Source organism: Citrobacter sp. 172116965, from assembly GCF_013458095.1.
Lineage (GTDB): Bacteria > Pseudomonadota > Gammaproteobacteria > Enterobacterales > Enterobacteriaceae > Citrobacter > Citrobacter braakii.
This window is the reverse complement of the sequence record NZ_CP046673.1, coordinates 2,081,549-2,104,658: the sequence shown is the minus strand read 5'-3', so window position 1 is coordinate 2,104,658 and position 23,110 is coordinate 2,081,549. Positions and strand designations below refer to the sequence as shown.

The following is a 23,110-nucleotide window of genomic DNA, read 5'->3' as shown; positions in this document are numbered from 1 at the left end:
CGATATGAGTAAATCTTTAAACGCGCGCTGCATCCGTCGCTGGGAAATTGAGTTCAAAGGCCGTTGCGACTCGAAAGTAAGTCCTTGGTGGCGCAAACACCACCTCCGCGGTTACATCCGGGAATGCGCCCTGACAACTGCCGACTGCATGGTTGAGTGCATGGCTGAGGACAACGCTCTGGTTGATTTTCAAGGTAATGGTCGCGGTTGGTCACCTGCGTTCTCTGCCTGGTATGACCAACGTCGTAAGCAGTACCGAAAAGAAGCGTTGAGCTACCTCAATGAAGATGCCAGCAACGACGAGATCGACGAAGAGATTCAGAACGAGCTGGAGGCCTGGAATGACTGAGCTGAATTATAACCCGGCAGCCCCCGACAAAATGCAACTCCCGAAGGGTAAGACCTGCGGCGACTGCGCCCATATCCGTCGCTGTAAGGCAATTTTCGGGCATACCGAAACCGATGCATATTGCGACTGGTCGCCATCCCGAGCGGTTTTCCGTCAACCATCCAACCCAGAAGGCGGTGACCATGCGACTAATTAACCGCGGAAATCAGCAATCCCCATTAGCACGCCAGGCATGCGACATCGCACTGGCTACCCACCAGCAACGCTACGGCGACTATGGCCGCAGCAAGATGAAGGAGACGTACACGGTGAGAGTTGAAGGTGTGAAGGTCTGGGTGGAAGTGGTTAACCGTAAAGCCAGCTACGTGGCCACGGCGATGACAGGTATGCGCCGACTGCGTGCGCTGCCGGGTCAGGTTTCTTGATAACGATATTTCATTAACAGTTTTCCGGCAGCTCTATAATGAGTTGCCGGATCCGGAGGTAGTATGGCCAAGCTTCTTAATCTGCAGGAATGGGCGAATTCAACTTACTCAACCCCGCCGTCTCTTTCAACACTTCGCCGCTGGGCGCGGGAGGGGCGCATTTACCCTGCTCCGGAACTTCACGGCAAAGAATATAAGGTTCAGCCTGACGCCATCTATGTGGATCCGAGCAAGAAGAACCTTCGCCCCAAATCAAAACGCTTAGCGCTGCCAACTGGCGGCACTCTACTGGAGAGACTGACTCATGGCGAAAAGGCCAGTACGTTACGACGCTAACCTGCCCCGTAACCTGACCTATCGTAAAAGAGACAGGCTTTATAGCTGGCGAAACCCGATTACCGGTCAAGAATTATCTCTTGGCCGGATCGACAGAAAGGACGCCATTTCTCAGGCCATCGAGGCCAACAACTACATCGACCAAAATTACCTTCCGTCAGCGCTGCTGGACCGCATAAAGGAAACACCTACATTTACGGTGAAAGCGTGGCTCGAGCGCTACGAAGTAATTCTTGAGCGAAGAGAATTGAAGCCCAACACGATGAAGGTCAGGCGCAATCAGATCGCCACTATCAGTGATGAATTCGGACGTATGCCGCTATCGGCGGTCAGCACAAAGGACGTATCTACTTTCCTGGAGAGTTACATACTCTGCGATAAGAAGAGCATGGCCTCAGGCCTGCGATCGGTATTGTTGGATATTTTCAGGGAGGCGATCGTCGAGGGACATATTGAAAGGAACCCGGCAGAGCCGACAAGAACGCCGACGCCAAAAGTTAAGCGTGAGCGTCTTTTACTCGAGCAGTTCGAGATAATAAGGGATGCCGCAACCGCCCATTCCGAATGGGCTGCAAACGCATGTGATCTGGCACTTGTCACCGGGCAAAGAAGAGAGGACGTATCGTTGTTCAGATTCAGCGATATCAGGGATGGAAGGTTGTTTGTCACGCAGGAAAAGACAGGTCACAAATTGGCGTTGTCACTTGATTTGCGACTGGACTCTGCTGATTTGGTGCTGCAGGATATTATCGACCGTTGTCGTAAAAACAACCCGTCAGACTTCATGCTTTATTCTGCGGTAAGGCGTGGCGGCAGGAAGCCAGGTCCGTTAACCCCGGACGGAATCACCCAAGCATTTTCTGATATCAGGGATTCCACAGAGTTAAAGTTTGGCCCCAACCCTCCCCCGTTCCATGAGATCAGGAGCTTGTCGAGCAGACTCTATGAAAGAGAGCGCGGAGAGGATTTCGCACAGAGACTGTTGGGGCATAAAAATTTAACAATGACCAAAAAATACCTGGACGCACGCGGTGCAGAATATGTCATGGTTTAGACAGGATATGGAAATTTCGAGTAATTTTCGTGGGATTTCGTGAAAGCACCGAAAAAACCCAATGAAAACAGATAGATAAAAAGAGACCGAATACGATTCCTGTATTCGGTCCAGGGAAATGGCTCTTGGGAGAGAGCCGTGCGCTAAAAGTTGGCATTAATGCAGGCTAAGTTACCCTGCCATTTAAGAATAGATGACAGCGCCAGGTTTTCCAGTCCGCGACTAAAGTGGCCTGAAAAAAAGGACGATTGTCACACATCCAAACGTAAAAACCGCAAGTTCTCCTGAGAGAGCCTTGCGGTTTTTTATTGGAAATCAGAACGCTACATCTGACAATTAGCAGAGCTTTTCTGCACGCTCCACAAACGGTGCGAGGCTCATTTTTTCGCCCGGTTTCGCCGGGTCGTCAATCTGGATAATCTCGATTGGCTTCGCCGTAGTTTTCCCACTCTCTACCTGCTGTCTGGCAACATCATTCAATGGGTATTGCACCAGCGTACTGGGATTGATGACATACAGCGCGTTACCTGGACGGCAGGTCAGCATCACCTCTTCCCGATTAAACGCCCACTTATCCTTGCCAACCTCAAAACGGCTGACGGTGATGACCTGTGGCGCAGCCAGCGCGGCCCCTGAACTTGCCAGTAGTAATAACGAGATAATGATTTTTTTCATGCGTTTCGCCAATCCATCAATCAGAAAGGTTCGAGGGTTGCAAACAGGCTGACAATCGCCAGCACAACGGCCCCAATTCCCCATTCCAGCTTAGTCATCCAAACAAAATAGAGTGTCATACTGCGGTTATCCTGCCGCATGCGTGGTACCAGAACATACCGATTCACCAGCGCAATCGCCACCATTAGCATCACCAGAGCACCTTTTAACAAAAGCAGTTGCCCGTAAGCCATGTGCCAGGGAACAGAAAAACCAACAATAAACAGCGCATTCATGATACCGGTAAGTAAAACTCCGATAACGAAAAGATGCCCGTAGCGGGAGAAACGCATCATAGTATTGATGGCCTGTTCCCGCCAGCGGCCTTGCGCCATTTGCATACAGTAAAGTACGGGCAGCAAACCACCGAACCAGGCGGCAGCGCATACCAAATGCAAGGCGTGGTTAACCTGCTGGATTGCCCCTGCGATACCGCTATGCAGCGTCGCGTGTCCGACGCCAGCCAGCAAAATAAACTGCGCAATCGTCAGCATTAACAGCCGTCGCGGCATGCTGCGCGGTACTATAATTACCACCACCAGCGTGACCAGTGCGAGGATAATCTGCCATAACCACACGCCGCCAAACTGCGTTTGCAACACGGCGCCCCATATGTCACTAGAAATAACATCCCGCCAGCCTGAGCCCATTAAACCACCCTGGATCGCCAGCATCAGCGTCGCGCTAATAAAGCTCCACGCTGCGGCATGTCGTTGTAGACGCAAAAAACGACGCATCATTAAACGACGAACCGAAATGGGAGCCAGCCATGCGCCGTAGAGCGCACAGCCAAACACCAGCATCAACGTGGTAAAATGGATAAACCGTAGTGCAACCCAGGTAAATTCCAGCATTGGTTATTTCACGCTAAAGGTATATTGCCCCTTTGTCTTATGGCCATCCACGGAGACGACGTGCCAGTCGACAGTATATTTTCCGGCCTCAAGCGTTTGAGCAAGTGGAATAATCAGTTGTGTTTTGTCCTGTTCACTGCGTGTTGCCTTGCCCGTTTTGATCTGTTCTTTGTTTGGGCCTGTTAGCGTTGCGCCGCTGAATCCCGGCTCGACACCTTCTGAGAAATTCAGCGTCAACGCCTGAGGAGATACCGCAACATCGGCATTAGCCGCCGGGCTTTGTTTCGTCAGGTGAGCATGAGCCAGGGCGGCGGGAGTTGCCAGAACGCTGGCGAGTACGATGAGAGCGTTACGAAGCATAGATGCAGATGAAGCCATTTCAACTATTCCTTTTTGTTATGTCTAATCTATAGAGAATAACCTTCTACAATGATCGAGTCGAGAATCATCATTTCGGTCTTGCCATTAATGCACACTCTTAGTAACTTTGCGCGCCGAAAGACAGAGAAAAGGAGAAGCCCATGAACATCAATCTGGCCAAACTTGAGCAAGCTGAAATGGATAAGGTCAATGTTGACCTGGCCGCGGCGGGTGTCGCATTTAAGGAGCGATACAACATGCCGGTTGTTGCCGAAGTCGTTGAGCGTGAACAGCCCGAACATTTACGCGACTGGTTTCGGGAAAGACTGATCGCGCACCGTCTGGCATCCGTTTCCCTTTCACGTTTACCCTACGAGCCTAAAGTTAAATAAAACTTATATTACGTTACGATTCCTTACATGATGCCTGCTACAGTATAAGTATATTCTTAATCTATACTTTAAAGATGGTTGTAGACACTATGAAAAGGAAATCATTATGTCACACTGGAAAATCGCAGCAGCACAGTACGAACCTCTTCAAACCTCAGTTACCGAACATGTCGCGCATCACCTGCAATTCATTCAGGCAGCCGCTCAATGCCAATGTGAATTGCTGGTTTTCCCCTCCCTTTCCCTGTTGGGTTGTGTTGATGAGAATGACGCGCTCCCTGCCCCACCCGATGAAGCGTTGTTAGAACCTCTCGCGCATGCTGCCGTGACTTATCGCATGACGATTATTGCGGGGCTATCGGTAGAACATAACAATCGGTTCGTAAAAGGTATCGCGCTTTTCTCTCCCTGGATGACCTCCCCCTTAACGTTTCACCAGAGCCACGGGGCCTGTATCGCCAGACAGCAAAATGCCATCAGCGTTGTGGATAGCCAGCCGGAAGGTATCGATATCGACCCGGCGTACTCGCTATTCACCAGCAGTCAGTCTGTCAGTGAGCCCGAATTGCTCTCCTCCACATCTCGTCTACAGAGTTTCTCGCATAAATTTGCCATCGCGGTATTAATGGCCAATGCGCGTGGCAGCAGCGCGTTATGGGATGAGCAAGGTCGATTGATTGTTCGCGCAGACAGCGGTTCCTTACTCTTAACCGGTCAACGCACGCCACGGGGTTGGCAAGGTGATATCATTCCTTTACGCTAATCGTTTTGGGTCAGGAGCATGGCATGTTGCGCATAATAGATACAGAAACCTGTGGTCTGCAGGGAGGCATTGTTGAGATTGCTTCTGTCGATGTGGTTGACGGAAAAATAGTCAATCCTATGAGCCACCTGGTGCGTCCTGACCGCCCCATCAGCCCTCAGGCGATGGCAATTCATCGCATTACGGAAGCGATGGTGGCCGATAAGCCGTGGATTGAAGATGTCATCCCCCAATATTACGGCAGCGAATGGTACGTGGCGCACAATGCAAGTTTTGATCGCCGCGTATTACCCGACATGCCCGGGGAGTGGATTTGCACCATGAAACTCTCCCGTCGTTTGTGGCCAGGAATCAAATACAGCAACATGGCGCTGTATAAATCCCGCAAGCTGAGCGTGCAGACGCCAGCTGGCCTGCATCATCACCGTGCCCTATACGACTGCTACATCACCGCGGCACTGCTGATCGACATCATACAGACGTCAGGCTGGTCAGCAGAACAGATGGTCGATATTACCGGCCGTCCTGCGTTACTTACTACTTTCACTTTCGGCAAGTACCGCGGAAAACCTGTATCCGAAGTGGCTGAACGCGATCCGGGCTATCTGCGCTGGTTATTTAATAACCTCGACAGTATGAGCCCGGAGCTGCGCTTAACGCTAAAGCACTATCTGGATAACGCCTGAGCAGACGCCTGCCCAGGCAGTGTCCCCTGCGCCAGTCCGATCAAAAACGCGTATTCCAGGGCCACGCCTTCGTATGATTTAAAACGCCCTGATTTTCCGCCATGCCCGGAATCCATATCCGTGCAGAGTAACAGCAGACGATCGTCCGTTTTCAGCTCGCGCAGTTTTGCCACCCATTTTGCCGGTTCCCAGTATTGCACCTGGGAGTCGTGTAATCCCGTCGTAACCAGCAGATGAGGATAATCCTGCGCTGTAACATTGTCATACGGGCTGTAGCTTTTCATGTAGGTGTAATACTCTTCATCCTGCGGATTCCCCCACTCTTCAAACTCACCGGTCGTCAGGGGAATGGACACATCCAGCATCGTGGTCACCACATCGATAAAAGGCACCTGCGCAATGACGCCATGGAAGAGTTCCGGGCGCTCATTAATGGCAACACCCATTAACATTCCTCCGGCGCTCCCCCCCATGCCATAACACAGCGAAGGCGCGCCATAACCCATTTTTAGCAGCGCGTCGCAGACGTCGAGGTAGTCATTGAAGGTATTTTTCTTGAGCAGAAACTTACCGTCTTCGTACCACTGCTGTCCTAACTCGCCGCCGCCACGCACATGAGCAATGGCATAAACAAAGCCGCGATCCAGTAAGCTCAAGCGGCTGCTGCTGAAATCGGCGTCCATGCTGGCACCATACGAGCCATAGCCGTAGACCAGTAACGGGTTTTTCCCTTTCAGGAAATACTTTTGATGGTAAACCAGCGAAACCGGAACCTCGGTGCCATCACGCGCGGTGATCCAGACGTGTTCGCTACGGTAGTTCGCCGCATCAAACCCTGGGACCTCCGTCTGTTTGAGTACGCGACGCTCTCCGGTGTCCATATCCAGTTCAAACAGCGTGTCCGGTGTGGTCATGGAGGAATAGCCATAACGCAGGCGCGATGTCTCAGGTTCTGGATTATAGGCAAGCCATGTCACATACGCCGGATCATCAAAAGCGATACCGACCACTTCGCGCGTTTTACGATTAATCTGTCGCAGGCTGGTTAAGCCCCGCTGACGCTCTTCCACCACCAGCCAGTCTGTGAACAGCGTAAAGCCCTCCAACATGACGCTGTCGCGCGGCGGGATCAGCGTCTCCCAGGCTTGTTCATCACGCACACGGGTACGGTACAGGCCGAAATTTTTACCCTGCCGGTTGGAACGCAGATAAAACGTATGCTGATAGTGATCGAGGCTGTACTCGTGATCTTTGCGTCGCGCTAAAAAGACTAACGGCTCGGCATCCGCCAGTTCTGCGTCAAGCAGCAAAACCTCACTGGTGGTCGCGCTGGCGATATGAATAACCACATAATGTAACGAGGTGGTTTTATGCAGACTGACATAAAACATGTCATCGGCTTCTTCATACACTAGCTCATCCAGTGATGACGGCGAGCCGACGGTATGCCGCCACACTTGATACGGGAGCAGCGTCGTTGCGTGTTTGCGCACGTAATAGAAGGTTTGCGAGTCATTCGCCCAGACCAGATCCGCTTCAACGTTTTCCAGCACTTCCGGATACCAGTTGCCGCTTTGCAGATTGCGAAAACGCACGCCATATTGCCGACGAGAGAGATAATCTTCGGCCAACGCCATGATGGTGTTATCCGGAGATATCGCCAGTCCCCCCAGCGTATAAAACTCACTGTGGGCCGCGCGCTGGTTACCATCCAGCAAGGTGTCCCATTCATCCCACTCTTCACTGAAGGCAGACTGACGCTGATAAATGGCATATTCGCACCCCGGTTCATAAATATGCCGGTAGCGATAACCATTCTTCACATAGGGGGCGGAAGCATCCTGAGGCGGGATACGGTCGATAATCTCTTTCAGGACGCGATCCTGCAATGCCTGCTGCGAGGCCATAATCTGGCGGCCATACGCATTTTCTTGTTGCAGATAATCCAGCACTTCTGGCTGCGAGCGGGTGTCATCTCGCAGCCAGTAAAAATTATCAACGCGGGTATCGCCATGATTCGTCATGGCGTGGGGGATACGAGAAGCTTTTGGTAGCATGTCATTGTTCTTTTGCTTAAACATCCTATAAGGGTGGCAAAAGACAGCAATGATGCAAGCGAAACATGCGCCTTAACGGTAAGTAATTAACCCGGTAAAGCCTGTTTTTGTTCCTTGAGATCCTGTTCAATGCCTTCACGAACATCCTGCGGGATCTTCAACGCATCGCCCAGCGCGTTCAGATAGCTACGCTCCATAAAGTGGTCGATATCAATCGCTGCACAGCTCAGGAAGTAAATTTCCAGCGCCTCTTCTTCGTTGCGGATCCCTTGTGCCAGGCGCTGAGGATCTAACGGTTGTTCAATCGCACGTTCGATCAGAATGCGGCCCTGCTCTTCCACGCCTGCTTCACGGAGCTGCTGCTCAATGGCGGTACGTTCTTTGGCATCAATATGACCATCGCTTTTCGCCGCAAAAACCAGCGCCAGGATCAGTCGTTCGGTTCGCTCATCCAGCGGTGAGCTTTGTGCACCGAACTGCGGTTCACCCTGATGCGCCGCGCGAACCTTATCCTTGTATTTGTTCCATAATACGGTACCGGCAACCGCACCGCCGCCCACCAGAAGCGCGCTGGTGCCGTATTTACTCAGTAATTTCCGTGAAGATTTGTTGGCAACCAGTAATCCTGCCAGACCGCCTAACGCGCCGGGAACCAGAAGTTTACTCAGCCCTTGCTCACCAGAAGATGACGCGGAAGATCCTTTTTGCCCAAGAAGAGATTGAAGTTGATTCAGCCAGTTAGCCATGTTGCCCCTCAAGTACAGACGAATAATCATCAAAGCGTACCCGAGGGGATGTCAGGAAGTGTTCAGGTCATCAAAAGAAGTGCAAATACCTTCTACCTTCGTTACTGCGACTGATACTCCGCCGTTCCGGCTTTGCAGTCGACTTTTACCTGGTAGTGAATATCCGCGCTTTTACCGCGAACCGTGAGGGGAACTGACCATTTCCCATCTTTGCCCGTAATATCGGGCGTGTTGACCCAGGCGACAGGATCGGCTTGCCCGACGCGTTTTTGATCGTCAGCCCAGCGCGCGATGCGATTTTGCTGATAATCACGTTTCACGCTCGCCGCGATACCGTCAGCATTCAGTCCTTCGCACTTGGGGAACTGAACATTCTTGCTTTCCATATTTGCCGCAAATACAGATACGCTGGCAGATAACAACAGCAGGCTCAGCAACGCTCTTTTTTTATACATTCTTTTCTCCTTAATCTCCCCTTCGTCCTTCAGGCTGCCTGTTGCAACGTGAAAAGACGTCAGGGATTGCACAATGATTCAGGGAAAAGCATGGTACAAAACGTCAGGAGCGCAAGTCGTTTCAGGCAGCCTGAGTATCATCCTCAGCGTGCGCATCGTTTTCGACCGCCTGCGGAGAGGGCAGCTTGCCGTTTTTCAGAATGGCGCTCAGCACATCTTTCTGCTCAGCCAGCCACAGGGAAAGCGCTTCGCGCTGCTCGTCTTCGAGCGCTACCGGCGATTGCTCCAGCCATGTGTCGAGCAAATCTGCTGTATCAAGCATTTTGTCATACGCATCGGCTTCCTTTTTGCTGGTAAACGACATTTTTTCCTCACCTTCCCGAATGACTACGTATTTAACTTCAACCGCCATTTTTGCAGCCTCTTAAATTACCTGTATTTATGTACAGTATATTCTTTTTGCGCCTTGAAATCAACCTGGTAATAAAGACAGACGCAAACGTTTTCGTATATACTGCGCCCAGATAAAACAGGGGATTAATTTATGACGTTATTAGGCACAGCGCTGCGTCCCGCAGCAACGCGAGTGATGTTATTAGGTTCAGGTGAACTGGGTAAAGAGGTAGCGATTGAATGCCAACGCCTGGGTGTGGAAGTCATTGCCGTGGATCGTTACCCCGACGCGCCAGCCATGCACGTTGCCCATCGCTCATACGTAATCAACATGCTGGATGGCGATGCTTTACGCCAGCTCGTCGAGCGTGAAAAACCACATTATATCGTGCCGGAAATAGAGGCGATTGCCACGGATATGCTGGTAAAACTGGAACAAGACGGTCACAACATCGTGCCGTGCGCCCGAGCGACGCAGTTGACCATGAACCGCGAAGGAATCCGTCGTCTCGCCGCCGAAGAATTATCTCTACCGACCTCTTCTTACCGCTTTGCTGACAGCGAAGCCCGCTTTCGCGAGGCCGTCGCCGAAATCGGCTATCCCTGCATCGTGAAGCCGGTAATGAGTTCCTCCGGTAAGGGACAGAGCTTTATTCGTTCCGCCGATCGACTCACTGAAGCCTGGAATTATGCTCAACAAGGCGGCCGAGCAGGTGCCGGACGCGTTATCGTCGAAGGCGTAGTGAATTTTGATTTTGAAATCACCCTGCTTACCGTCAGCGCCGTTGATGGCGTACATTTCTGCGCACCGGTAGGACATCGTCAGGAAGATGGCGATTATCGCGAATCCTGGCAGCCGCAGCAGATGAGTGACCTGGCGCTGGCTCGAGCGCAGGAGATTGCCCGTAAGGTGGTGCTGGCGCTGGGCGGCCACGGTCTGTTTGGGGTAGAGCTATTTGTCTGCGGTGATGAGGTCATTTTCAGCGAAGTTTCCCCTCGCCCTCACGACACGGGTATGGTGACCTTGATTTCGCAGGATCTGTCTGAGTTTGCCCTGCATGTACGCGCATTTCTCGGTCTGCCGGTTGGCGCAATCCGTCAGTATGGACCTTCTGCTTCCGCCGTTATTCTGCCGCAGCTTACCAGCCAGAATGTCACGTTCGATAACGTACAGGCCGCTGTGGGCACAGGTATGCAAGTCAGATTCTTCGGCAAGCCAGACATCGACGGGAGCCGTCGTATGGGCGTTGTGCTGGCAACAGCGCAGAGTATTGAAGACGCGGTGACACGCGCGAAAGACGCGGCGGCACAGGTGAAAGTCGCAGGATAAAAAACGGGCCAGATGGCCCGTTTCAGACTCGCAGGCCCGGTAATGATTACCGGGCATTTTGCGTTATTACAGCTTCGCGCCTTCGACTGCTTCACGAGCCAGCTTGGTAATGCGTGCGTAATCACCAGCTTCCAGGGCATCTGCCGGAACCAGCCAGGAACCACCGATGCACAGCACACTTTTCAGTGCCAGGTAATCACGGTAGTTCGCTGGAGAGATACCGCCGGTTGGGCAGAAACGGACCTGAGAGAACGGACCCGCAATTGCCTGCAGCGCTTTAGTACCGCCGTTTGCTTCTGCCGGGAAGAATTTGAACTCTTTCAAACCGTAGTCCATACCCAGCATCAGTTCAGAAACGGTGCTGATGCCTGGGATCAGCGGAATAGTGCCTTCAGTTGCAGCTTTCAGCAGCGGCTCGGTCAGGCCCGGGCTGATAGCAAACTGCGCACCCGCTTCAGTGACTTCAGCCAGTTGCTGTGGATTCAGTACGGTACCTGCACCCACGATAGCGTCGGGAACTTCTTTTGCGATCGCGCGAATGGCATCCATCGCACATGCGGTACGTAAGGTCACTTCCAGAACGCGCACGCCCCCTGCAACCAGCGCTTTTGCCATTGGCACCGCGTGTTCCAGTTTATTAACCACGATAACCGGTACAACCGGGCCAGTGGTCAGGATTGCTTCTGCACTTGTCTTCCAGTTTTTCATCAGAGTTTTCTCTCGCCTGATTACAAAATAAGTCTTAAAAAGTGATACAGGTTGCGCCCTGCTCCGCACCGGACAGCTTTTCACGCAACGCGCTGAACATTTCACGTCCCGTACCCACGCGCGATGCGCTGAGATCAGGAATGTGTGGCTGACGGGAGGCAAGTTCCTCTTCATCCACCAGCAGCGTCAATTCACCTGTCTGTCCATTCACACGAATGATGTCGCCATCGCGTACTTTTGCCAGCAGCCCGCCATCATAGGCTTCCGGGGTTACATGGATGGCTGAAGGCACTTTACCTGAAGCACCTGAAAGTCGTCCATCGGTAACTAACGCAATTTTGAAACAACGGTCCAATAATACACCAAGTGGCGGCATGAGTTTATGTAATTCTGGCATTCCGTTCGCTTTTGGTCCCTGATGGCGCACAACCACCACGCAATCCCGGTCAAGCAGACCCGCATCGAACGCGGGTAAGACATCATGCTGACTTTCAAAGACAACTGCCGGCGCTTCAATAATCTGGTTTTCTACCGGTACCGCCGACGTTTTCATCACCGCACGGCCGAGGTTACCGCTCAGCACTTTGGTGCCGCCGTGGTGGGAGAATGGTTGGTCAAAGGTGGCGATCACGTTGCTGTCCAGAGACTTCGCTGCCCCTTCGCGCCAGTCCAGTTCACCCTCGTTAAGCCACGGTTCCATGGTGTAGCGGGATAAACCGAATCCGGCAACGGTGTTCACATCTTCATGTAGCAGACCCGCATTGAGCAGTTCACGCATTAACACCGGCACGCCACCCGCCGCCTGGAAGTGGTTAATATCTGCCGGACCATTCGGGTACAGACGCGCCATCAGCGGCACGATATCGGACAGATCGGAGAAATCATCCCAGTTAATCAGAATCCCGGCCGCACGCGCCATAGCCACCAGGTGCATCGTATGGTTGGTAGAGCCCCCGGTCGCCAGCAGCGCCACAATACCGTTCACTACCACTTTTTCATCGATCATTTTACCGATCGGCATCCATTCATTGCCATTGCCGGTCAGGCGTGTTACCTGACGGGCTGCAGCCGCGGTCAGCGCTTCACGCAGCGGCGCATCAGGATGTACAAATGAGGAGCCAGGCAGTTGCATACCCATAAACTCCACTACCATCTGGTTAGTGTTCGCCGTGCCGTAGAACGTACAGGTACCCGGAGCGTGATAAGACGCCGCCTCGGATTCAAGAAGCGCCATGCGATCGACTTTACCTTCAGCATACAGCTGACGGATACGCACTTTTTCTTTGTTCGCCAGACCGCTCGCCATCGGACCGGAAGGAATAAAGATTGACGGCAGATGACCAAATGACAGCGCAGCCATTACCAGGCCCGGGACAATTTTGTCGCACACGCCGAGGAACAACGCGCCGTCGAACATGTTGTGGGAAAGGCCCACTGCAGCAGACATCGCAATCACTTCACGACTGAGCAGCGAAAGCTCCATCCCATCCTGTCCCTGGGTCACACCGTCGCACATTGCAGGTACACCGCCAGCAACCTGGCCTACTGCATTGGCTTCATGCAGTGCTTTACGAATGATGGCCGGATAGTGTTCATACGGCTGATGCGCGGAAAGCATGTCGTTATAGGAGGTAATGATCGCGATATTGTTACGCAGCATGCTTTTCAGCGAGGCCTTATCGTCCGGCTGACACGCAGCAAAACCATGCGCCAGGTTACCGCATGCCAGTTGCGAGCGATGAACGGTAGTTGATTTCGCTTGTTCAATACGGGCGAGGTAGGCGGAACGTGTGTCACGAGAACGTTCGACGATACGTTGTGTTACGCGTAACAAATTCGGATTCATAGAGGCTCCTAAAATTTATCTGTCAGAGCGTTGGATCAACAATGTGTTTCAGTTGGGTAAAAATAGCTGAATCGCTTGTTGGCCGTAGCTCAGGGGCAAAATCGTTTCAGGCAGTGTAATAAAAAAAGCCCCGCGGGTGAATCCACGCGGAGCTTAAAAGTGCAAAAATTATTCTACAATCTGTGTTAGATCATGTTACCGGTAAAATAACACCTATGGGCTAGATGATATTTTACTCGAATTCGTTCCAGGAACGACCATCTCGGGTAATCATCGCCACAGAAGCAACCGGGCCCCAGGTCCCTGCCTGATACGGCTTCGGCGCGTCGTTGTCCATCGCCCAGGCTTCGGTAATTGAGTCGACCCACTTCCATGCTTCCTCAACTTCATCACGACGCACAAACAGCGCCTGAATTCCACGCATTGTTTCGAGCAGCAGGCGCTCATAGGCGTCGGCAAGGTGCGTCTGGTTGAAGGTTTCGGAATAGCTCAGATCAAGCTTGGTAATTTGCAGATTATGCTTGTGATCCAGACCCGGCACTTTGTTCAGTACCTGGATATCGACACCTTCATCAGGCTGCAAACGGATGGTCAACTTGTTCTGCGGCAGATCCTGCCAGGATTCTCTGAACAGATTCAGCTCAGGCGTTTTGAAGTAAACCACCACTTCAGAGCACTTCGTCGGTAAACGTTTACCGGTACGCAGGTAGAACGGAACTCCCGCCCAGCGCCAGTTATCGATATCCACACGGATCGCCACAAACGTTTCCGTGTTGCTGCTCTTGTTTGCGCCTTCTTCTTCCAGATACCCCGGCACTTTTTTGCCCTGGGCAAAACCCGCGGTGTACTGACCGCGAACCGTTTTTTCACGTACGTTCGAACGATCGATACGACGCAGCGATTTCAGTACCTTCACTTTTTCATCACGAATGCTGTCGGCGCTCAGATCGGACGGCGGAGACATCGCAATCATGCACAGGATCTGCAGCAGGTGGTTCTGAATCATGTCGCGCATTTGACCTGCCTGGTCAAAATAGCCCCAGCGGCCTTCAATACCCACTTCTTCCGCCACGGTAATTTCTACGTGATCGATAGTGCGGTTATCCCAGTTGTTCACAAACAGGGAGTTGGCAAAACGCAGTGCCAGCAGATTCAGGACCGTCTCTTTGCCAAGATAGTGGTCGATACGATAAACCTGACACTCTTCGAAATACTCGCCGACCTGATCGTTGATTTCACGGGATGTTGCCAGCGACGTACCCAGCGGTTTTTCCATCACAACACGGGCTGGTTTAGCATTCAGCTTTGCTTCACCCAGGCCTTTGCAGATCGCGCCAAAGGTGCTCGGCGGCATCGCGAAATAGTTAATGGTGGTACGTGATTTTTGATCCAGCATTTCGCCCAGACGGCTAAACGCGGCGGTGTCATTGACGTCCAGATTACAAAACTCCAGACGACCGCTGAGAGTCTCCCACAAACCTTCGTCGATTTTTTCTTTCATGAAGGTTTCGAGCGCTTCACGCACAACCTTGGTATAGGCTGCTTTGTCCCAGTCGGCACGCCCTACCCCAATGATACGGGTTTCCGGGTTAATCTGGCCGGCCTTTTCCAGTTGATACAGGGAAGGCAGCAATTTCCGCCGCGCCAGGTCGCCCTTCGCGCCGAAAATGACCAGATCACATGCCTGGGCTGTTTGCGTTACCGCCATGTCATTCTCCTCAATTAAGTGCCTGGTGCTTTTGCCAGACACTGGTTGTAATTTTATTACAGTGCACTGTACTGCTTTTACGTGAATCCGGAAACCGTAAACGCTTATCCAGCCGTGCTGTTACCGCGAACAGTCGCTTTATGGGCGTTTGCCGTCGCAAATTGGACAAAAAAGTCGTCTTTTTTCGTACCCCTGAAGACGTAAGAAAACCCGACTCCGATCATGTAATGAAAAAAAACAACAACTATTCTGTCCATTTTGCCCCGTTGCTGCATTAGCAGGGGTAATATCTATACACGAAATTATGCCCCGATTTCTCCGTATCATTGAAATCGTTTTTGCCCATGACCCATGAGTCTACCTACATCATGAATATGCTGGAAAAAATCCAGTTAAAACTGGAACAGTTGAGCAAGTCAGAGCGTAAAGTCGCCGACATTATTCTTGCCTCTCCCGAGCGGGCAATCCATTCAAGCATCGCCACACTTGCTGTGGAAGCCAATGTCAGCGAACCGACGGTGAACCGTTTCTGTCGCAGCATGGATACCCGCGGCTTCCCTGATTTTAAACTGCATCTGGCGCAAAGTCTGGCAAATGGCACCCCATATGTTAATCGCAATGTGGATGAGGATGACAGCGTAGAATCTTACACGGGGAAAATCTTCGAGTCAGCGATGGCAAGCCTCGACCACGTCCGCCAGTCTCTGGATAACGCAGCGGTAAACCGGGCAGTAGATTTATTAACTCAGGCGAAAAAAATTGCCTTCTTTGGCCTCGGTTCTTCTGCCGCAGTGGCGCATGACGCAATGAATAAATTTTTCCGGTTTAACGTACCGGTAATCTATTCCGACGATATTGTTCTGCAACGCATGAGTTGCATGAATTGTAGCGACGATGACGTCATTGTGCTTATTTCTCATACCGGAAGAACCAAAAGTCTGGTTGAACTGGCGCAGTTGGCGCGGGAAAATGACGCCATGGTTATCGCCCTCACCTCTCCCGGCACGCCACTGGCGCGTGAAGCAACGCTGGCAATTACTCTCGATGTACCGGAAGATACTGACATTTATATGCCCATGGTCTCTCGACTTGCTCAACTGACCGTGATAGATGTGCTGGCTACAGGATTTACTTTGCGCCGTGGGGCAAAATTTAGAGATAACTTGAAGCGTGTCAAGGAAGCGCTCAAGGAATCGCGTTTTGATAAAGAATTACTCATCAAGAGTGATGACCGCTAAAAGCAATAACAATGTTCTACCCTTTTATCATCCGGGTCGTTCATTTACCGTTAATATTTGAGAACGACCGGATTAATGTTCACGCAACACCAAGTTGTTTCAGTCAACGGAGTATTACATGTCCAGAAGGCTTCGCAGAACCAAAATCGTTACCACGTTAGGCCCGGCAACTGACCGCGATAATAACCTTGAAAAGATTATCGCCGCGGGTGCGAACGTTGTACGTATGAACTTTTCTCACGGCTCTCCAGAAGATCACAAACTGCGGGCGGATAAGGTCCGTGAAATTGCCGCAAAACTGGGACGTCATGTAGCTATTTTGGGTGACCTGCAGGGACCTAAAATCCGCGTATCAACCTTTAAAGAAGGTAAAGTATTTCTTAACGTTGGCGACAAGTTCCTGTTAGACGCCAACCTCGGCAAAGGCGAAGGCGACAAAGAAAAAGTCGGTATTGATTATAAAGGACTACCTGCTGACGTCGTCCCGGGCGATATCCTGCTGCTCGACGACGGTCGCGTGCAGCTTAAAGTGCTGGAAGTTCAGGGCATGAAAGTCTTCACCGAAGTTACCGTCGGTGGCCCGCTGTCCAACAACAAGGGCATTAACAAACTGGGCGGCGGTCTCTCTGCTGAAGCCCTGACCGAAAAAGACAAAGCCGACATCGTCACCGCCGCGCAAATCAGCGTTGACTATCTGGCCGTCTCCTTCCCGCGCTGCGGCGAAGATCTGAACTATGCCCGCCGTCTGGCGCGCGACGCTGGCTGCGATGCGAAAATTGTCGCCAAGGTAGAACGTGCAGAAGCCGTCTGCGACCAGAATGCGATGGATGACATCATCCTTGCCTCCGACGTGGTGATGGTGGCGCGTGGCGACCTGGGCGTTGAAATTGGCGATCCTGAGCTGGTAGGTATTCAGAAAGCGTTGATTCGCCGCGCACGTCAGCTGAACCGTGCGGTCATTACCGCCACGCAGATGATGGAGTCGATGATCACCAACCCAATGCCGACCCGTGCGGAAGTGATGGACGTGGCTAACGCCGTCCTCGACGGTACCGATGCCGTTATGCTCTCTGCAGAAACTGCAGCAGGTCAGTACCCGGCTGAAACCGTCGCGGCTATGGCACGCGTCTGTTTGGGTGCTGAGAAGATCCCGAGCATCAACGTCTCTAAACACCGCCTTGACGTGCAGTTTGATAACGTTGAAGAAGCGATTGCCATGTCAGCGATGTATGCCGCTAACCACCTGAAAGGGGTCACCGCTATCATCACAATGACGGAATCCGGTCGTACTGCGCTGATGACTTCACGTATCAGTTCTGGTCTGCCGATTTTCGCGATGTCTCGTCATGAACGTACGCTGAATCTGACTTCCCTGTATCGCGGCGTCACCCCGGTTCACTTTGACAGCGAAACAGACGGCGTCGTTGCCGCCAGTGAAGCAGTGAACCTGCTGCGCGATAAAGGCTATCTGGTTTCCGGCGACCTGGTCATTGTGACGCAAGGCGATGTCATGAGCACCATTGGCTCAACGAATACCACGCGTATTCTGACCGTCGAGTAACGCCCCGTTTGATGTAAAAAAGCCTCTCGTTTGAGAGGCTTTTTTTATTTCTTCGGATAAAGATCTTTGCGCTTATAAGGCTCAATTTCACCGGGTTTGCGCGTCTTAAGCAGTTTTAGAATCCAGGTGTATTGCTCGAGATGCGGCGTCACAAAGATTTCCACTTCTTCGTTCATTCGTCTGGCAATGGTGTGGTCATCCGCCGTCAGGATGTCATCCATCGGAGGACGAACCTGAATCGTTAAGCGATGCGTTTTCCCATTGTATACCGGGAACAGCGGCACCACACGGGCGTGACACACCTTCATCAGGCGGCCAATCGCCGGTAACGTGGCTTTATAGGTAGCAAAAAAATCCACAAACTCGCTGTGCTCAGGGCCATGGTCCTGATCCGGCAGGTAGTATCCCCAATATCCCTGACGTACAGACTGAATAAACGGTTTGATGCCATCATTACGCGCATGCAAACGACCACCGAAACGACGACGTACCGTGTTCCAGACAAAATCGAATACCGGGTTTCCCTGATTGTGGAACATCGCAGCCATTTTCTGTCCCTGGGAAGCCATCAGCATCGCTGGGATATCTACGCCCCAACCATGAGGAACCAGAAAAATCACTTTTTCATCGTTGCGACGCATCTCTTCGATGATTTCCAGCCCCTGCCAGTCAACCCGATGCTGAATTTTTTCCGGGCCGCGTATGGCGAGTTCCGACATCATGACCATCGCCTGAGGTGCAGTCGCAAACATCTCATCGACAATAGCTTCACGCTCAGCTTCGCTGCGCTCAGGAAAGCAGAGGGATAAATTGATCAGTGCTCTGCGACGCGAGCTTTTTCCCAGCCGCCCGGCCATTCTTCCGAGCTTTGCCAGAATTGGATCGCGAAATGATGCCGGCGTTAACGAAATACCTGCTATCGCCGCCACACCAAGCCATGCACCCCAGTAGCGCGGATGGCGAAATGATTTGTGAAACTCTGGGATATATTCAATATTCTTTTTTTTCGTTTCCATGCTCTTCCAGTGTCTGGTGCGGCGAAAAGTAGATCTGCTGATAGTGTAGCGGCGCGCGATGCGCCGTACAAAATAAAAAAGCCGGCACGCATAGCGTACCGGCTCTGTCAGCGTGTTAATTAATCGAAACGCAACTGAGGAACAACCTCTTTCACCTGTGCCAGGTAATCGGTGCGATCCGACCCGGTCAGACCTTCTGTGCGCGGCAGTTTCGCCGTCAGAGGATTCACTGCCTGCTGGTTGATCCAGACTTCGTAGTGCAGATGCGGACCCGTTGAACGCCCGGTATTGCCAGACAGCGCGATACGATCGCCACGTTTCACTTTTTGTCCTGGTTTGACCAACAACTTACGCAGGTGCATATAACGCGTGGTATAGGTGCGACCATGACGAACCGCAACATAGTATCCGGCTGCGCCGCTGCGCTTCGCTACAACCACTTCGCCATCACCCACCGACAGCACCGGCGTCCCCTGCGGCATCGCAAAGTCGACACCTTTGTGCGGCGCAACGCGTCCGGTCACCGGGTTCAGACGACGCGGGTTAAAGTTGGAAGAGATGCGGAACTGCTTAGCCGTCGGGAAACGCATAAAGCCTTTCGCCAGTCCGGTACCGTTGCGGTCATAGAACTTACCGTCTTCAGCACGGATTGCGTAATAATCTTTGCCTTCAGAACGCAAGCGTACGCCCAGCAGTTGGCTTTGCTCACGTTTACCGTCCAGCATTTCGCGAGACATCAGTACCGAGAACTCATCGCCTTTTTTCAGTTTGCGGAAATCCATCTGCCACTGCATGGCCTTAATCACTGCGCTGATTTCAGAGCTGGTCAGTCCGGCATCTTTGGCACTGGCGACGAAACTTCCGCCCACGGTGCCTTTGATTCGGCTGTTAACCCAATCGCCCTGCTGCATTTCGCTGCTCATTTTGAAACCCGTCGCGGTGCGATCGTAAGTACGGGTTTCACGACGGGAGACTTCCCAGGTCAGGCGCTGCAAGTCACCTTCCGCGCCTAACGTCCAGGAAAGTTGCTGACCAATTTTCAGGTTACGCAGTTGTTTGTCGGAAGCCGCGAGTTGGCTGATGTCACCCATATCAATGCCGTACTGATTCAGAATACTGCTCAGCGTATCGCCCGTGGAGACGACATACTCATGCACGCCGGCTTCACCAGACGTTTTGTCATCCAGTTCATCCTGTGGGATGGCTTCGTCTTCCTGAGCGGCCTGATCGATAGGTTCGCTGGCCTCAGGCAATAGTGAACGAATCTCGCTTTTTTCCAGCTCGATAGTTTTGACGATAGGTGCAGAATCAGGATGGTAAACATAGGGCCGCCAGACAGCGACGGCCAATGTCAGTACGGTAAGCGACCCCAGCATAACGCGATGGGGCCGCGGCAGATTATTAAATGCCAGAGCGACAGAGCGGGCTATCTGTTGCACGTAATCACTTCCTCATTAATCTCCTTTCAGGCAGCTCGCATACTGGTTGGCTAATTGGTTCAAAAACGCTGAATAGCTTGTTTTACCCAGTTTGATATTCGTTCCGAGCGGATCCAACGTTCCCATTCGAACGGATGTCCCTCTCGCGACGGCTTCAACGACCGCTGGCCTGAACTGTGGCTCAGCAAAAACGCAGGTTGCTTTTTGCTCAACCAACTGTGTTCTTATTTCATGTAAACGCTGCGCACCAGGTTGAATCTCAGGGTTCACGGTAAAGTGACCAAGCGGTGTTAGTCCGTAGTGTTTTTCGTAGTAGCCATAGGCGTCATGAAAAACGAAGTAACCTTTTCCCTTGAGCGGCGCGAGCTCGTTACCTACCTGCTTATCGGTTGCGGCTAATTGTGCCTCAAAATCCTTCAGGTTGGCGTCAAGTTTGGCTCGACTTTGCGGCATAAGTTCCACTAATTTTTCATGGATTGCAACCGCTGAGGCCCGTGCTATCTCTGGGGAAAGCCAAAGATGCATGTTGTAATCGCCGTGATGGTGATGCTCGTCACTTTTTTCACTGCCGGCATCATTATGTCCATGATCGTCATCATCGTCGTCAGCACCTTTCATGAGTAACGGCTTCACGTCATTGAGCTGCGCAATCGTTACCTGTTTTGCGTTAGGAATATTCTTGACTGATTTTTCCATAAACGCTTCCATCTCAGGTCCAATCCAAACGACTAAGTCCGCGCCCTGTAAGCGTTTTACGTCTGAAGGACGCAATGAGTAATCGTGTTCGGAAGCCCCGTCAGGCAGCAGAACCTGGGTGTCAGTAACCCCGTCAGCAATGGCTGAAGCGATAAACCCCAGTGGCTTAAGAGAAGCCACGACAGCGGCATTTGCCGACTGTGTTGCACTACCCCAAAGAGCAGCGGATAATGCTGCGAAAAGAAGCGTATTTTTATGTAACATAATGCGACCAATCATCGTAATGAATGTGAGAATTGTGATATTATAACATTCCATAACTTCTGCAAGACTAAAATTGATATGACGACTTTGGTTTCACTGGAAAATGTCTCGGTCTCTTATGGTCAACGCCGCGTCCTCTCTGACGTATCGCTTGAACTTCGACCCGGTAAAATATTGACGCTTCTCGGCCCAAATGGTGCCGGGAAATCTACGCTGGTGCGCGTTGTATTAGGGCTGGTAGAGGCTGATGAGGGAGTTATCAAGCGTAATGGTCGATTGCGGATTGGCTATGTGCCGCAAAAACTGTACCTAGATACTACGCTTCCGCTGACGGTAAGTCGGTTTATGCGCCTGCGTCCCGGCACCAAAAAAGAAGATATCCTTCCGGCACTGAAGCGTGTTCAGGCCGGACATCTGATGAATGCGCCGATGCAAAAACTCTCTGGCGGGGAGACACAACGCGTCCTGTTGGCCCGTGCTTTATTGAATAAACCTCAGCTACTAGTGCTTGATGAGCCAACCCAGGGCGTGGATGTCAATGGGCAAGTCGCGCTGTACGATCTTATCGACCAGTTGCGACGTGAACTGGATTGCGCCGTACTGATGGTTTCTCATGACCTGCATCTGGTGATGGCAAAAACCGATGAGGTACTGTGCCTGAACCATCATATTTGTTGTTCTGGTGCGCCGGAAGTGGTTTCCATGCACCCGGAATTCATCTCAATGTTCGGACAACGCGGTGCCGAACAACTCGGAATTTACCGTCATAATCATAATCACCGCCACGATTTACAGGGTCGTATCGTCTTACGCCGAGGAAATGGTCACTCATGATTGAATTGTTATTACCCGGTTGGTTAGCCGGGATCATGCTGGCCTGTGCCGCTGGCCCACTAGGCTCGTTTGTGGTCTGGCGTCGAATGTCTTATTTCGGTGATACGCTGGCCCACGCTTCGCTGCTGGGGGTCGCCTTTGGCCTGCTGCTGGATGTAAACCCTTTCTATGCGGTCATCGTCGTCACCTTGTTGCTGGCAGGCGGTCTGGTATGGCTGGAAAAACGCCCCCACCTCGCAATCGATACTTTATTGGGCATTATGGCCCACAGTGCACTGTCATTAGGGCTGGTTGTCGTCAGCCTGATGTCCAACATCCGTGTGGATCTGATGGCCTATCTGTTTGGTGATTTGCTCGCCGTGACGCCAGAAGATCTTATCTCCATCGCCATTGGGGTGGTTATCGTTCTGGCGATTTTGTTCTGGCAGTGGCGCAACCTGCTGTCGATGACCATCAGTCCGGATCTGGCATTTGTGGATGGCGTGAAGCTGCAACGCGTTAAGCTACTGCTGATGCTGGTCACAGCATTAACTATTGGCGTGGCGATGAAATTTGTCGGGGCGTTAATTATCACCTCGCTGCTTATTATCCCTGCGGCAACCGCCCGTCGCTTTGCCCGTACGCCAGAACAGATGGCAGGCGTTGCCGTTGGTGTGGGAATGGTAGCGGTTACAGGCGGGCTGACCTTCTCGGCCTTCTATGACACCCCGGCAGGTCCTTCCGTGGTGCTGTGTGCTGCACTGCTGTTTATCTTCAGCATGATGAAAAAACAGGCGAGCTAATGCGTATTTTAGCCGGATGGAGGCTATCGCCTTATCCGGCTTTTTATTTCATGAACGAAATGACTCCCTTCCCGCGGTTTATTAAATGTTTATCCCCACAGCCA

The 23,110-nt window shown here is 52.0% G+C and carries 26 protein-coding genes; 13 read left to right on the top strand and 13 right to left on the bottom strand.

Annotated features, from left to right (window positions below):
- Nucleotides 1-4: 4 nt before the first annotated feature.
- The 5 genes from GPJ68_RS09975 to GPJ68_RS09955 all read left to right on the top strand — a co-directional run bounded on the left by GPJ68_RS09975 (nucleotide 5) and on the right by GPJ68_RS09955 (nucleotide 2,164).
- A complete protein-coding gene (locus GPJ68_RS09975; protein ID WP_180837274.1) occupies nucleotides 5-349 on the top strand; it encodes a hypothetical protein in 345 nt (114 codons plus the stop codon).
- Nucleotides 342-545 (top strand): hypothetical protein, encoded by a 204-nt coding sequence (locus GPJ68_RS09970; protein WP_180837273.1) that lies wholly within the window; start codon nucleotides 342-344, stop codon nucleotides 543-545. The genes GPJ68_RS09975 and GPJ68_RS09970 overlap by 8 nt, the downstream gene beginning before the upstream one ends.
- On the top strand, nucleotides 532-774 hold the full coding sequence (locus tag GPJ68_RS09965; protein WP_001237028.1) for a DUF4060 family protein: 243 nt from the start codon (nucleotides 532-534) through the stop codon (nucleotides 772-774). Before GPJ68_RS09970 ends, GPJ68_RS09965 begins: the two co-directional genes overlap by 14 nt.
- A gap of 63 nt (nucleotides 775-837) precedes the next feature.
- On the top strand, nucleotides 838-1,110 hold the full coding sequence (locus GPJ68_RS09960; RefSeq protein WP_032170291.1) for an excisionase: 273 nt from the start codon (nucleotides 838-840) through the stop codon (nucleotides 1,108-1,110).
- Nucleotides 1,079-2,164, top strand: a complete 1,086-nt coding sequence (locus tag GPJ68_RS09955) for a tyrosine-type recombinase/integrase (RefSeq protein ID WP_180837272.1) — start codon at nucleotides 1,079-1,081, stop codon at nucleotides 2,162-2,164. Before GPJ68_RS09960 ends, GPJ68_RS09955 begins: the two co-directional genes overlap by 32 nt.
- A 336-nt stretch (nucleotides 2,165-2,500) precedes the next feature.
- On the opposite strand, the gene GPJ68_RS09950 is transcribed toward GPJ68_RS09955, so the two are convergent.
- From GPJ68_RS09950 to yobA, 3 genes are read right to left on the bottom strand one after another with little or no spacing between them, the layout of a single operon-like run.
- Nucleotides 2,501-2,839, bottom strand: a complete 339-nt coding sequence (locus GPJ68_RS09950) for a YebY family protein (RefSeq protein ID WP_003833793.1) — start codon at nucleotides 2,837-2,839, stop codon at nucleotides 2,501-2,503.
- Between the two features lie 20 nt (nucleotides 2,840-2,859).
- Nucleotides 2,860-3,732: a copper homeostasis membrane protein CopD gene (gene copD / locus GPJ68_RS09945; RefSeq protein ID WP_016156224.1), complete on the bottom strand. Its 873-nt coding sequence runs from the start codon at nucleotides 3,730-3,732 to the stop codon at nucleotides 2,860-2,862.
- Nucleotides 3,733-3,735: 3 nt separating this feature from the next.
- A complete protein-coding gene (gene yobA, locus GPJ68_RS09940; protein WP_016156223.1) occupies nucleotides 3,736-4,110 on the bottom strand; it encodes a CopC domain-containing protein YobA in 375 nt (124 codons plus the stop codon).
- A gap of 143 nt (nucleotides 4,111-4,253) precedes the next feature.
- Between yobA and GPJ68_RS09935 the strand changes: the two genes are divergently transcribed.
- The 3 genes from GPJ68_RS09935 (at nucleotide 4,254) to exoX (ending at nucleotide 5,933) form a co-directional block, all read left to right on the top strand.
- Nucleotides 4,254-4,484, top strand: a complete 231-nt coding sequence (locus GPJ68_RS09935; RefSeq protein WP_003034925.1) for a DNA polymerase III subunit theta — start codon at nucleotides 4,254-4,256, stop codon at nucleotides 4,482-4,484.
- Between the two features lie 106 nt (nucleotides 4,485-4,590).
- The gene (locus GPJ68_RS09930; protein ID WP_016156222.1) at nucleotides 4,591-5,247 is read left to right on the top strand and encodes a carbon-nitrogen hydrolase family protein; all 657 of its coding nucleotides are present in this window, start codon (nucleotides 4,591-4,593) and stop codon (nucleotides 5,245-5,247) included.
- Nucleotides 5,248-5,270: 23 nt separating this feature from the next.
- Complete coding sequence (gene exoX, locus GPJ68_RS09925) at nucleotides 5,271-5,933, top strand: exodeoxyribonuclease X (protein WP_016152773.1); 663 nt, start codon at nucleotides 5,271-5,273, stop codon at nucleotides 5,931-5,933.
- On the opposite strand, the gene ptrB is transcribed toward exoX, so the two are convergent.
- The 4 genes from ptrB to yebG all read right to left on the bottom strand — a co-directional run bounded on the left by ptrB (nucleotide 5,915) and on the right by yebG (nucleotide 9,603).
- Nucleotides 5,915-7,990 carry an oligopeptidase B gene (gene ptrB, locus GPJ68_RS09920; protein WP_180837271.1) on the bottom strand — a complete coding sequence of 692 codons (2,076 nt, stop codon included), beginning with the start codon at nucleotides 7,988-7,990 and terminating at the stop codon, nucleotides 5,915-5,917. The two genes, exoX and ptrB, sit on opposite strands and share 19 nt — an antisense overlap.
- 86 nt (nucleotides 7,991-8,076) lie before the next feature.
- Entirely contained in the window at nucleotides 8,077-8,736 is a 660-nt protein-coding gene (locus GPJ68_RS09915) for a tellurite resistance TerB family protein (RefSeq protein WP_104652107.1), read from the bottom strand.
- A gap of 101 nt (nucleotides 8,737-8,837) precedes the next feature.
- The gene (yebF, locus tag GPJ68_RS09910) at nucleotides 8,838-9,191 is read right to left on the bottom strand and encodes a protein YebF (protein WP_094761903.1); all 354 of its coding nucleotides are present in this window, start codon (nucleotides 9,189-9,191) and stop codon (nucleotides 8,838-8,840) included.
- Between the two features lie 121 nt (nucleotides 9,192-9,312).
- Entirely contained in the window at nucleotides 9,313-9,603 is a 291-nt protein-coding gene (gene yebG / locus GPJ68_RS09905; protein ID WP_003833810.1) for a DNA damage-inducible protein YebG, read from the bottom strand.
- Between the two features lie 132 nt (nucleotides 9,604-9,735).
- Between yebG and purT the strand changes: the two genes are divergently transcribed.
- Nucleotides 9,736-10,914: a formate-dependent phosphoribosylglycinamide formyltransferase gene (gene purT / locus GPJ68_RS09900; RefSeq protein ID WP_016156219.1), complete on the top strand. Its 1,179-nt coding sequence runs from the start codon at nucleotides 9,736-9,738 to the stop codon at nucleotides 10,912-10,914.
- A 66-nt stretch (nucleotides 10,915-10,980) separates the two neighbouring features.
- Here the strand turns inward: purT and kdgA are convergent, their stop codons facing one another.
- The 3 genes from kdgA to zwf all read right to left on the bottom strand — a co-directional run bounded on the left by kdgA (nucleotide 10,981) and on the right by zwf (nucleotide 15,176).
- Nucleotides 10,981-11,622: a bifunctional 4-hydroxy-2-oxoglutarate aldolase/2-dehydro-3-deoxy-phosphogluconate aldolase gene (kdgA, locus tag GPJ68_RS09895; RefSeq protein WP_016152768.1), complete on the bottom strand. Its 642-nt coding sequence runs from the start codon at nucleotides 11,620-11,622 to the stop codon at nucleotides 10,981-10,983.
- A gap of 34 nt (nucleotides 11,623-11,656) precedes the next feature.
- Nucleotides 11,657-13,468: a phosphogluconate dehydratase gene (edd, locus tag GPJ68_RS09890; protein ID WP_049271196.1), complete on the bottom strand. Its 1,812-nt coding sequence runs from the start codon at nucleotides 13,466-13,468 to the stop codon at nucleotides 11,657-11,659.
- A gap of 232 nt (nucleotides 13,469-13,700) precedes the next feature.
- On the bottom strand, nucleotides 13,701-15,176 hold the full coding sequence (gene zwf / locus GPJ68_RS09885) for a glucose-6-phosphate dehydrogenase (RefSeq protein WP_003034896.1): 1,476 nt from the start codon (nucleotides 15,174-15,176) through the stop codon (nucleotides 13,701-13,703).
- A 368-nt stretch (nucleotides 15,177-15,544) separates the two neighbouring features.
- Between zwf and GPJ68_RS09880 the strand changes: the two genes are divergently transcribed.
- Both GPJ68_RS09880 and pyk read left to right on the top strand, forming a co-directional pair.
- Nucleotides 15,545-16,414 carry a MurR/RpiR family transcriptional regulator gene (locus tag GPJ68_RS09880; RefSeq protein WP_019076523.1) on the top strand — a complete coding sequence of 290 codons (870 nt, stop codon included), beginning with the start codon at nucleotides 15,545-15,547 and terminating at the stop codon, nucleotides 16,412-16,414.
- Between the two features lie 118 nt (nucleotides 16,415-16,532).
- Nucleotides 16,533-17,975: a pyruvate kinase gene (gene pyk / locus GPJ68_RS09875; protein ID WP_016152765.1), complete on the top strand. Its 1,443-nt coding sequence runs from the start codon at nucleotides 16,533-16,535 to the stop codon at nucleotides 17,973-17,975.
- Nucleotides 17,976-18,019: 44 nt separating this feature from the next.
- On the opposite strand, the gene lpxM is transcribed toward pyk, so the two are convergent.
- The 3 genes from lpxM to znuA all read right to left on the bottom strand — a co-directional run bounded on the left by lpxM (nucleotide 18,020) and on the right by znuA (nucleotide 21,390).
- Nucleotides 18,020-18,991: a lauroyl-Kdo(2)-lipid IV(A) myristoyltransferase gene (gene lpxM, locus GPJ68_RS09870; RefSeq protein ID WP_016152764.1), complete on the bottom strand. Its 972-nt coding sequence runs from the start codon at nucleotides 18,989-18,991 to the stop codon at nucleotides 18,020-18,022.
- A 119-nt stretch (nucleotides 18,992-19,110) separates the two neighbouring features.
- The gene (gene mepM, locus GPJ68_RS09865) at nucleotides 19,111-20,430 is read right to left on the bottom strand and encodes a murein DD-endopeptidase MepM (RefSeq protein WP_016152763.1); all 1,320 of its coding nucleotides are present in this window, start codon (nucleotides 20,428-20,430) and stop codon (nucleotides 19,111-19,113) included.
- Nucleotides 20,431-20,445: 15 nt separating this feature from the next.
- Nucleotides 20,446-21,390: a zinc ABC transporter substrate-binding protein ZnuA gene (gene znuA, locus GPJ68_RS09860; protein ID WP_019076521.1), complete on the bottom strand. Its 945-nt coding sequence runs from the start codon at nucleotides 21,388-21,390 to the stop codon at nucleotides 20,446-20,448.
- A 78-nt stretch (nucleotides 21,391-21,468) separates the two neighbouring features.
- Between znuA and znuC the strand changes: the two genes are divergently transcribed.
- Together znuC and znuB are read left to right on the top strand one after the other, a co-directional pair.
- Complete coding sequence (gene znuC, locus GPJ68_RS09855) at nucleotides 21,469-22,224, top strand: zinc ABC transporter ATP-binding protein ZnuC (RefSeq protein WP_016152761.1); 756 nt, start codon at nucleotides 21,469-21,471, stop codon at nucleotides 22,222-22,224.
- Nucleotides 22,221-23,006 (top strand): zinc ABC transporter permease subunit ZnuB, encoded by a 786-nt coding sequence (gene znuB, locus GPJ68_RS09850; protein WP_019076520.1) that lies wholly within the window; start codon nucleotides 22,221-22,223, stop codon nucleotides 23,004-23,006. Before znuC ends, znuB begins: the two co-directional genes overlap by 4 nt.
- The last annotated feature ends 104 nt before the right edge of the window (nucleotides 23,007-23,110 follow it).

Excerpts from the sequence above, each read along its gene's own strand:
- GPJ68_RS09950 (WP_003833793.1), bottom strand. The coding sequence starts at position 2,839 with ATGAAAAAAATCATTATCTCGTTATTACTACTGGCAAGTTCAGGGGCC.
- yobA (WP_016156223.1), bottom strand. The coding sequence starts at position 4,110 with ATGGCTTCATCTGCATCTATGCTTCGTAACGCTCTCATCGTACTCGCC.
- ptrB (WP_180837271.1), bottom strand. The coding sequence starts at position 7,990 with ATGCTACCAAAAGCTTCTCGTATCCCCCACGCCATGACGAATCATGGC.
- lpxM (WP_016152764.1), bottom strand. The coding sequence starts at position 18,991 with ATGGAAACGAAAAAAAAGAATATTGAATATATCCCAGAGTTTCACAAA.
- GPJ68_RS09915 (WP_104652107.1), bottom strand. The coding sequence starts at position 8,736 with ATGGCTAACTGGCTGAATCAACTTCAATCTCTTCTTGGGCAAAAAGGA.
- GPJ68_RS09880 (WP_019076523.1), top strand. The coding sequence starts at position 15,545 with ATGAATATGCTGGAAAAAATCCAGTTAAAACTGGAACAGTTGAGCAAG.
- zwf (WP_003034896.1), bottom strand. The coding sequence starts at position 15,176 with ATGGCGGTAACGCAAACAGCCCAGGCATGTGATCTGGTCATTTTCGGC.
- purT (WP_016156219.1), top strand. The coding sequence starts at position 9,736 with ATGACGTTATTAGGCACAGCGCTGCGTCCCGCAGCAACGCGAGTGATG.
- copD (WP_016156224.1), bottom strand. The coding sequence starts at position 3,732 with ATGCTGGAATTTACCTGGGTTGCACTACGGTTTATCCATTTTACCACG.
- yebG (WP_003833810.1), bottom strand. The coding sequence starts at position 9,603 with ATGGCGGTTGAAGTTAAATACGTAGTCATTCGGGAAGGTGAGGAAAAA.
- yebF (WP_094761903.1), bottom strand. The coding sequence starts at position 9,191 with ATGTATAAAAAAAGAGCGTTGCTGAGCCTGCTGTTGTTATCTGCCAGC.
- znuC (WP_016152761.1), top strand. The coding sequence starts at position 21,469 with ATGACGACTTTGGTTTCACTGGAAAATGTCTCGGTCTCTTATGGTCAA.
- exoX (WP_016152773.1), top strand. The coding sequence starts at position 5,271 with ATGTTGCGCATAATAGATACAGAAACCTGTGGTCTGCAGGGAGGCATT.
- GPJ68_RS09930 (WP_016156222.1), top strand. The coding sequence starts at position 4,591 with ATGTCACACTGGAAAATCGCAGCAGCACAGTACGAACCTCTTCAAACC.
- GPJ68_RS09935 (WP_003034925.1), top strand. The coding sequence starts at position 4,254 with ATGAACATCAATCTGGCCAAACTTGAGCAAGCTGAAATGGATAAGGTC.
- znuB (WP_019076520.1), top strand. The coding sequence starts at position 22,221 with ATGATTGAATTGTTATTACCCGGTTGGTTAGCCGGGATCATGCTGGCC.
- edd (WP_049271196.1), bottom strand. The coding sequence starts at position 13,468 with ATGAATCCGAATTTGTTACGCGTAACACAACGTATCGTCGAACGTTCT.
- kdgA (WP_016152768.1), bottom strand. The coding sequence starts at position 11,622 with ATGAAAAACTGGAAGACAAGTGCAGAAGCAATCCTGACCACTGGCCCG.
- GPJ68_RS09965 (WP_001237028.1), top strand. The coding sequence starts at position 532 with ATGCGACTAATTAACCGCGGAAATCAGCAATCCCCATTAGCACGCCAG.
- GPJ68_RS09955 (WP_180837272.1), top strand. The coding sequence starts at position 1,079 with ATGGCGAAAAGGCCAGTACGTTACGACGCTAACCTGCCCCGTAACCTG.
- GPJ68_RS09970 (WP_180837273.1), top strand. The coding sequence starts at position 342 with ATGACTGAGCTGAATTATAACCCGGCAGCCCCCGACAAAATGCAACTC.
- pyk (WP_016152765.1), top strand. The coding sequence starts at position 16,533 with ATGTCCAGAAGGCTTCGCAGAACCAAAATCGTTACCACGTTAGGCCCG.
- GPJ68_RS09960 (WP_032170291.1), top strand. The coding sequence starts at position 838 with ATGGCCAAGCTTCTTAATCTGCAGGAATGGGCGAATTCAACTTACTCA.
- znuA (WP_019076521.1), bottom strand. The coding sequence starts at position 21,390 with ATGTTACATAAAAATACGCTTCTTTTCGCAGCATTATCCGCTGCTCTT.
- GPJ68_RS09975 (WP_180837274.1), top strand. The coding sequence starts at position 5 with ATGAGTAAATCTTTAAACGCGCGCTGCATCCGTCGCTGGGAAATTGAG.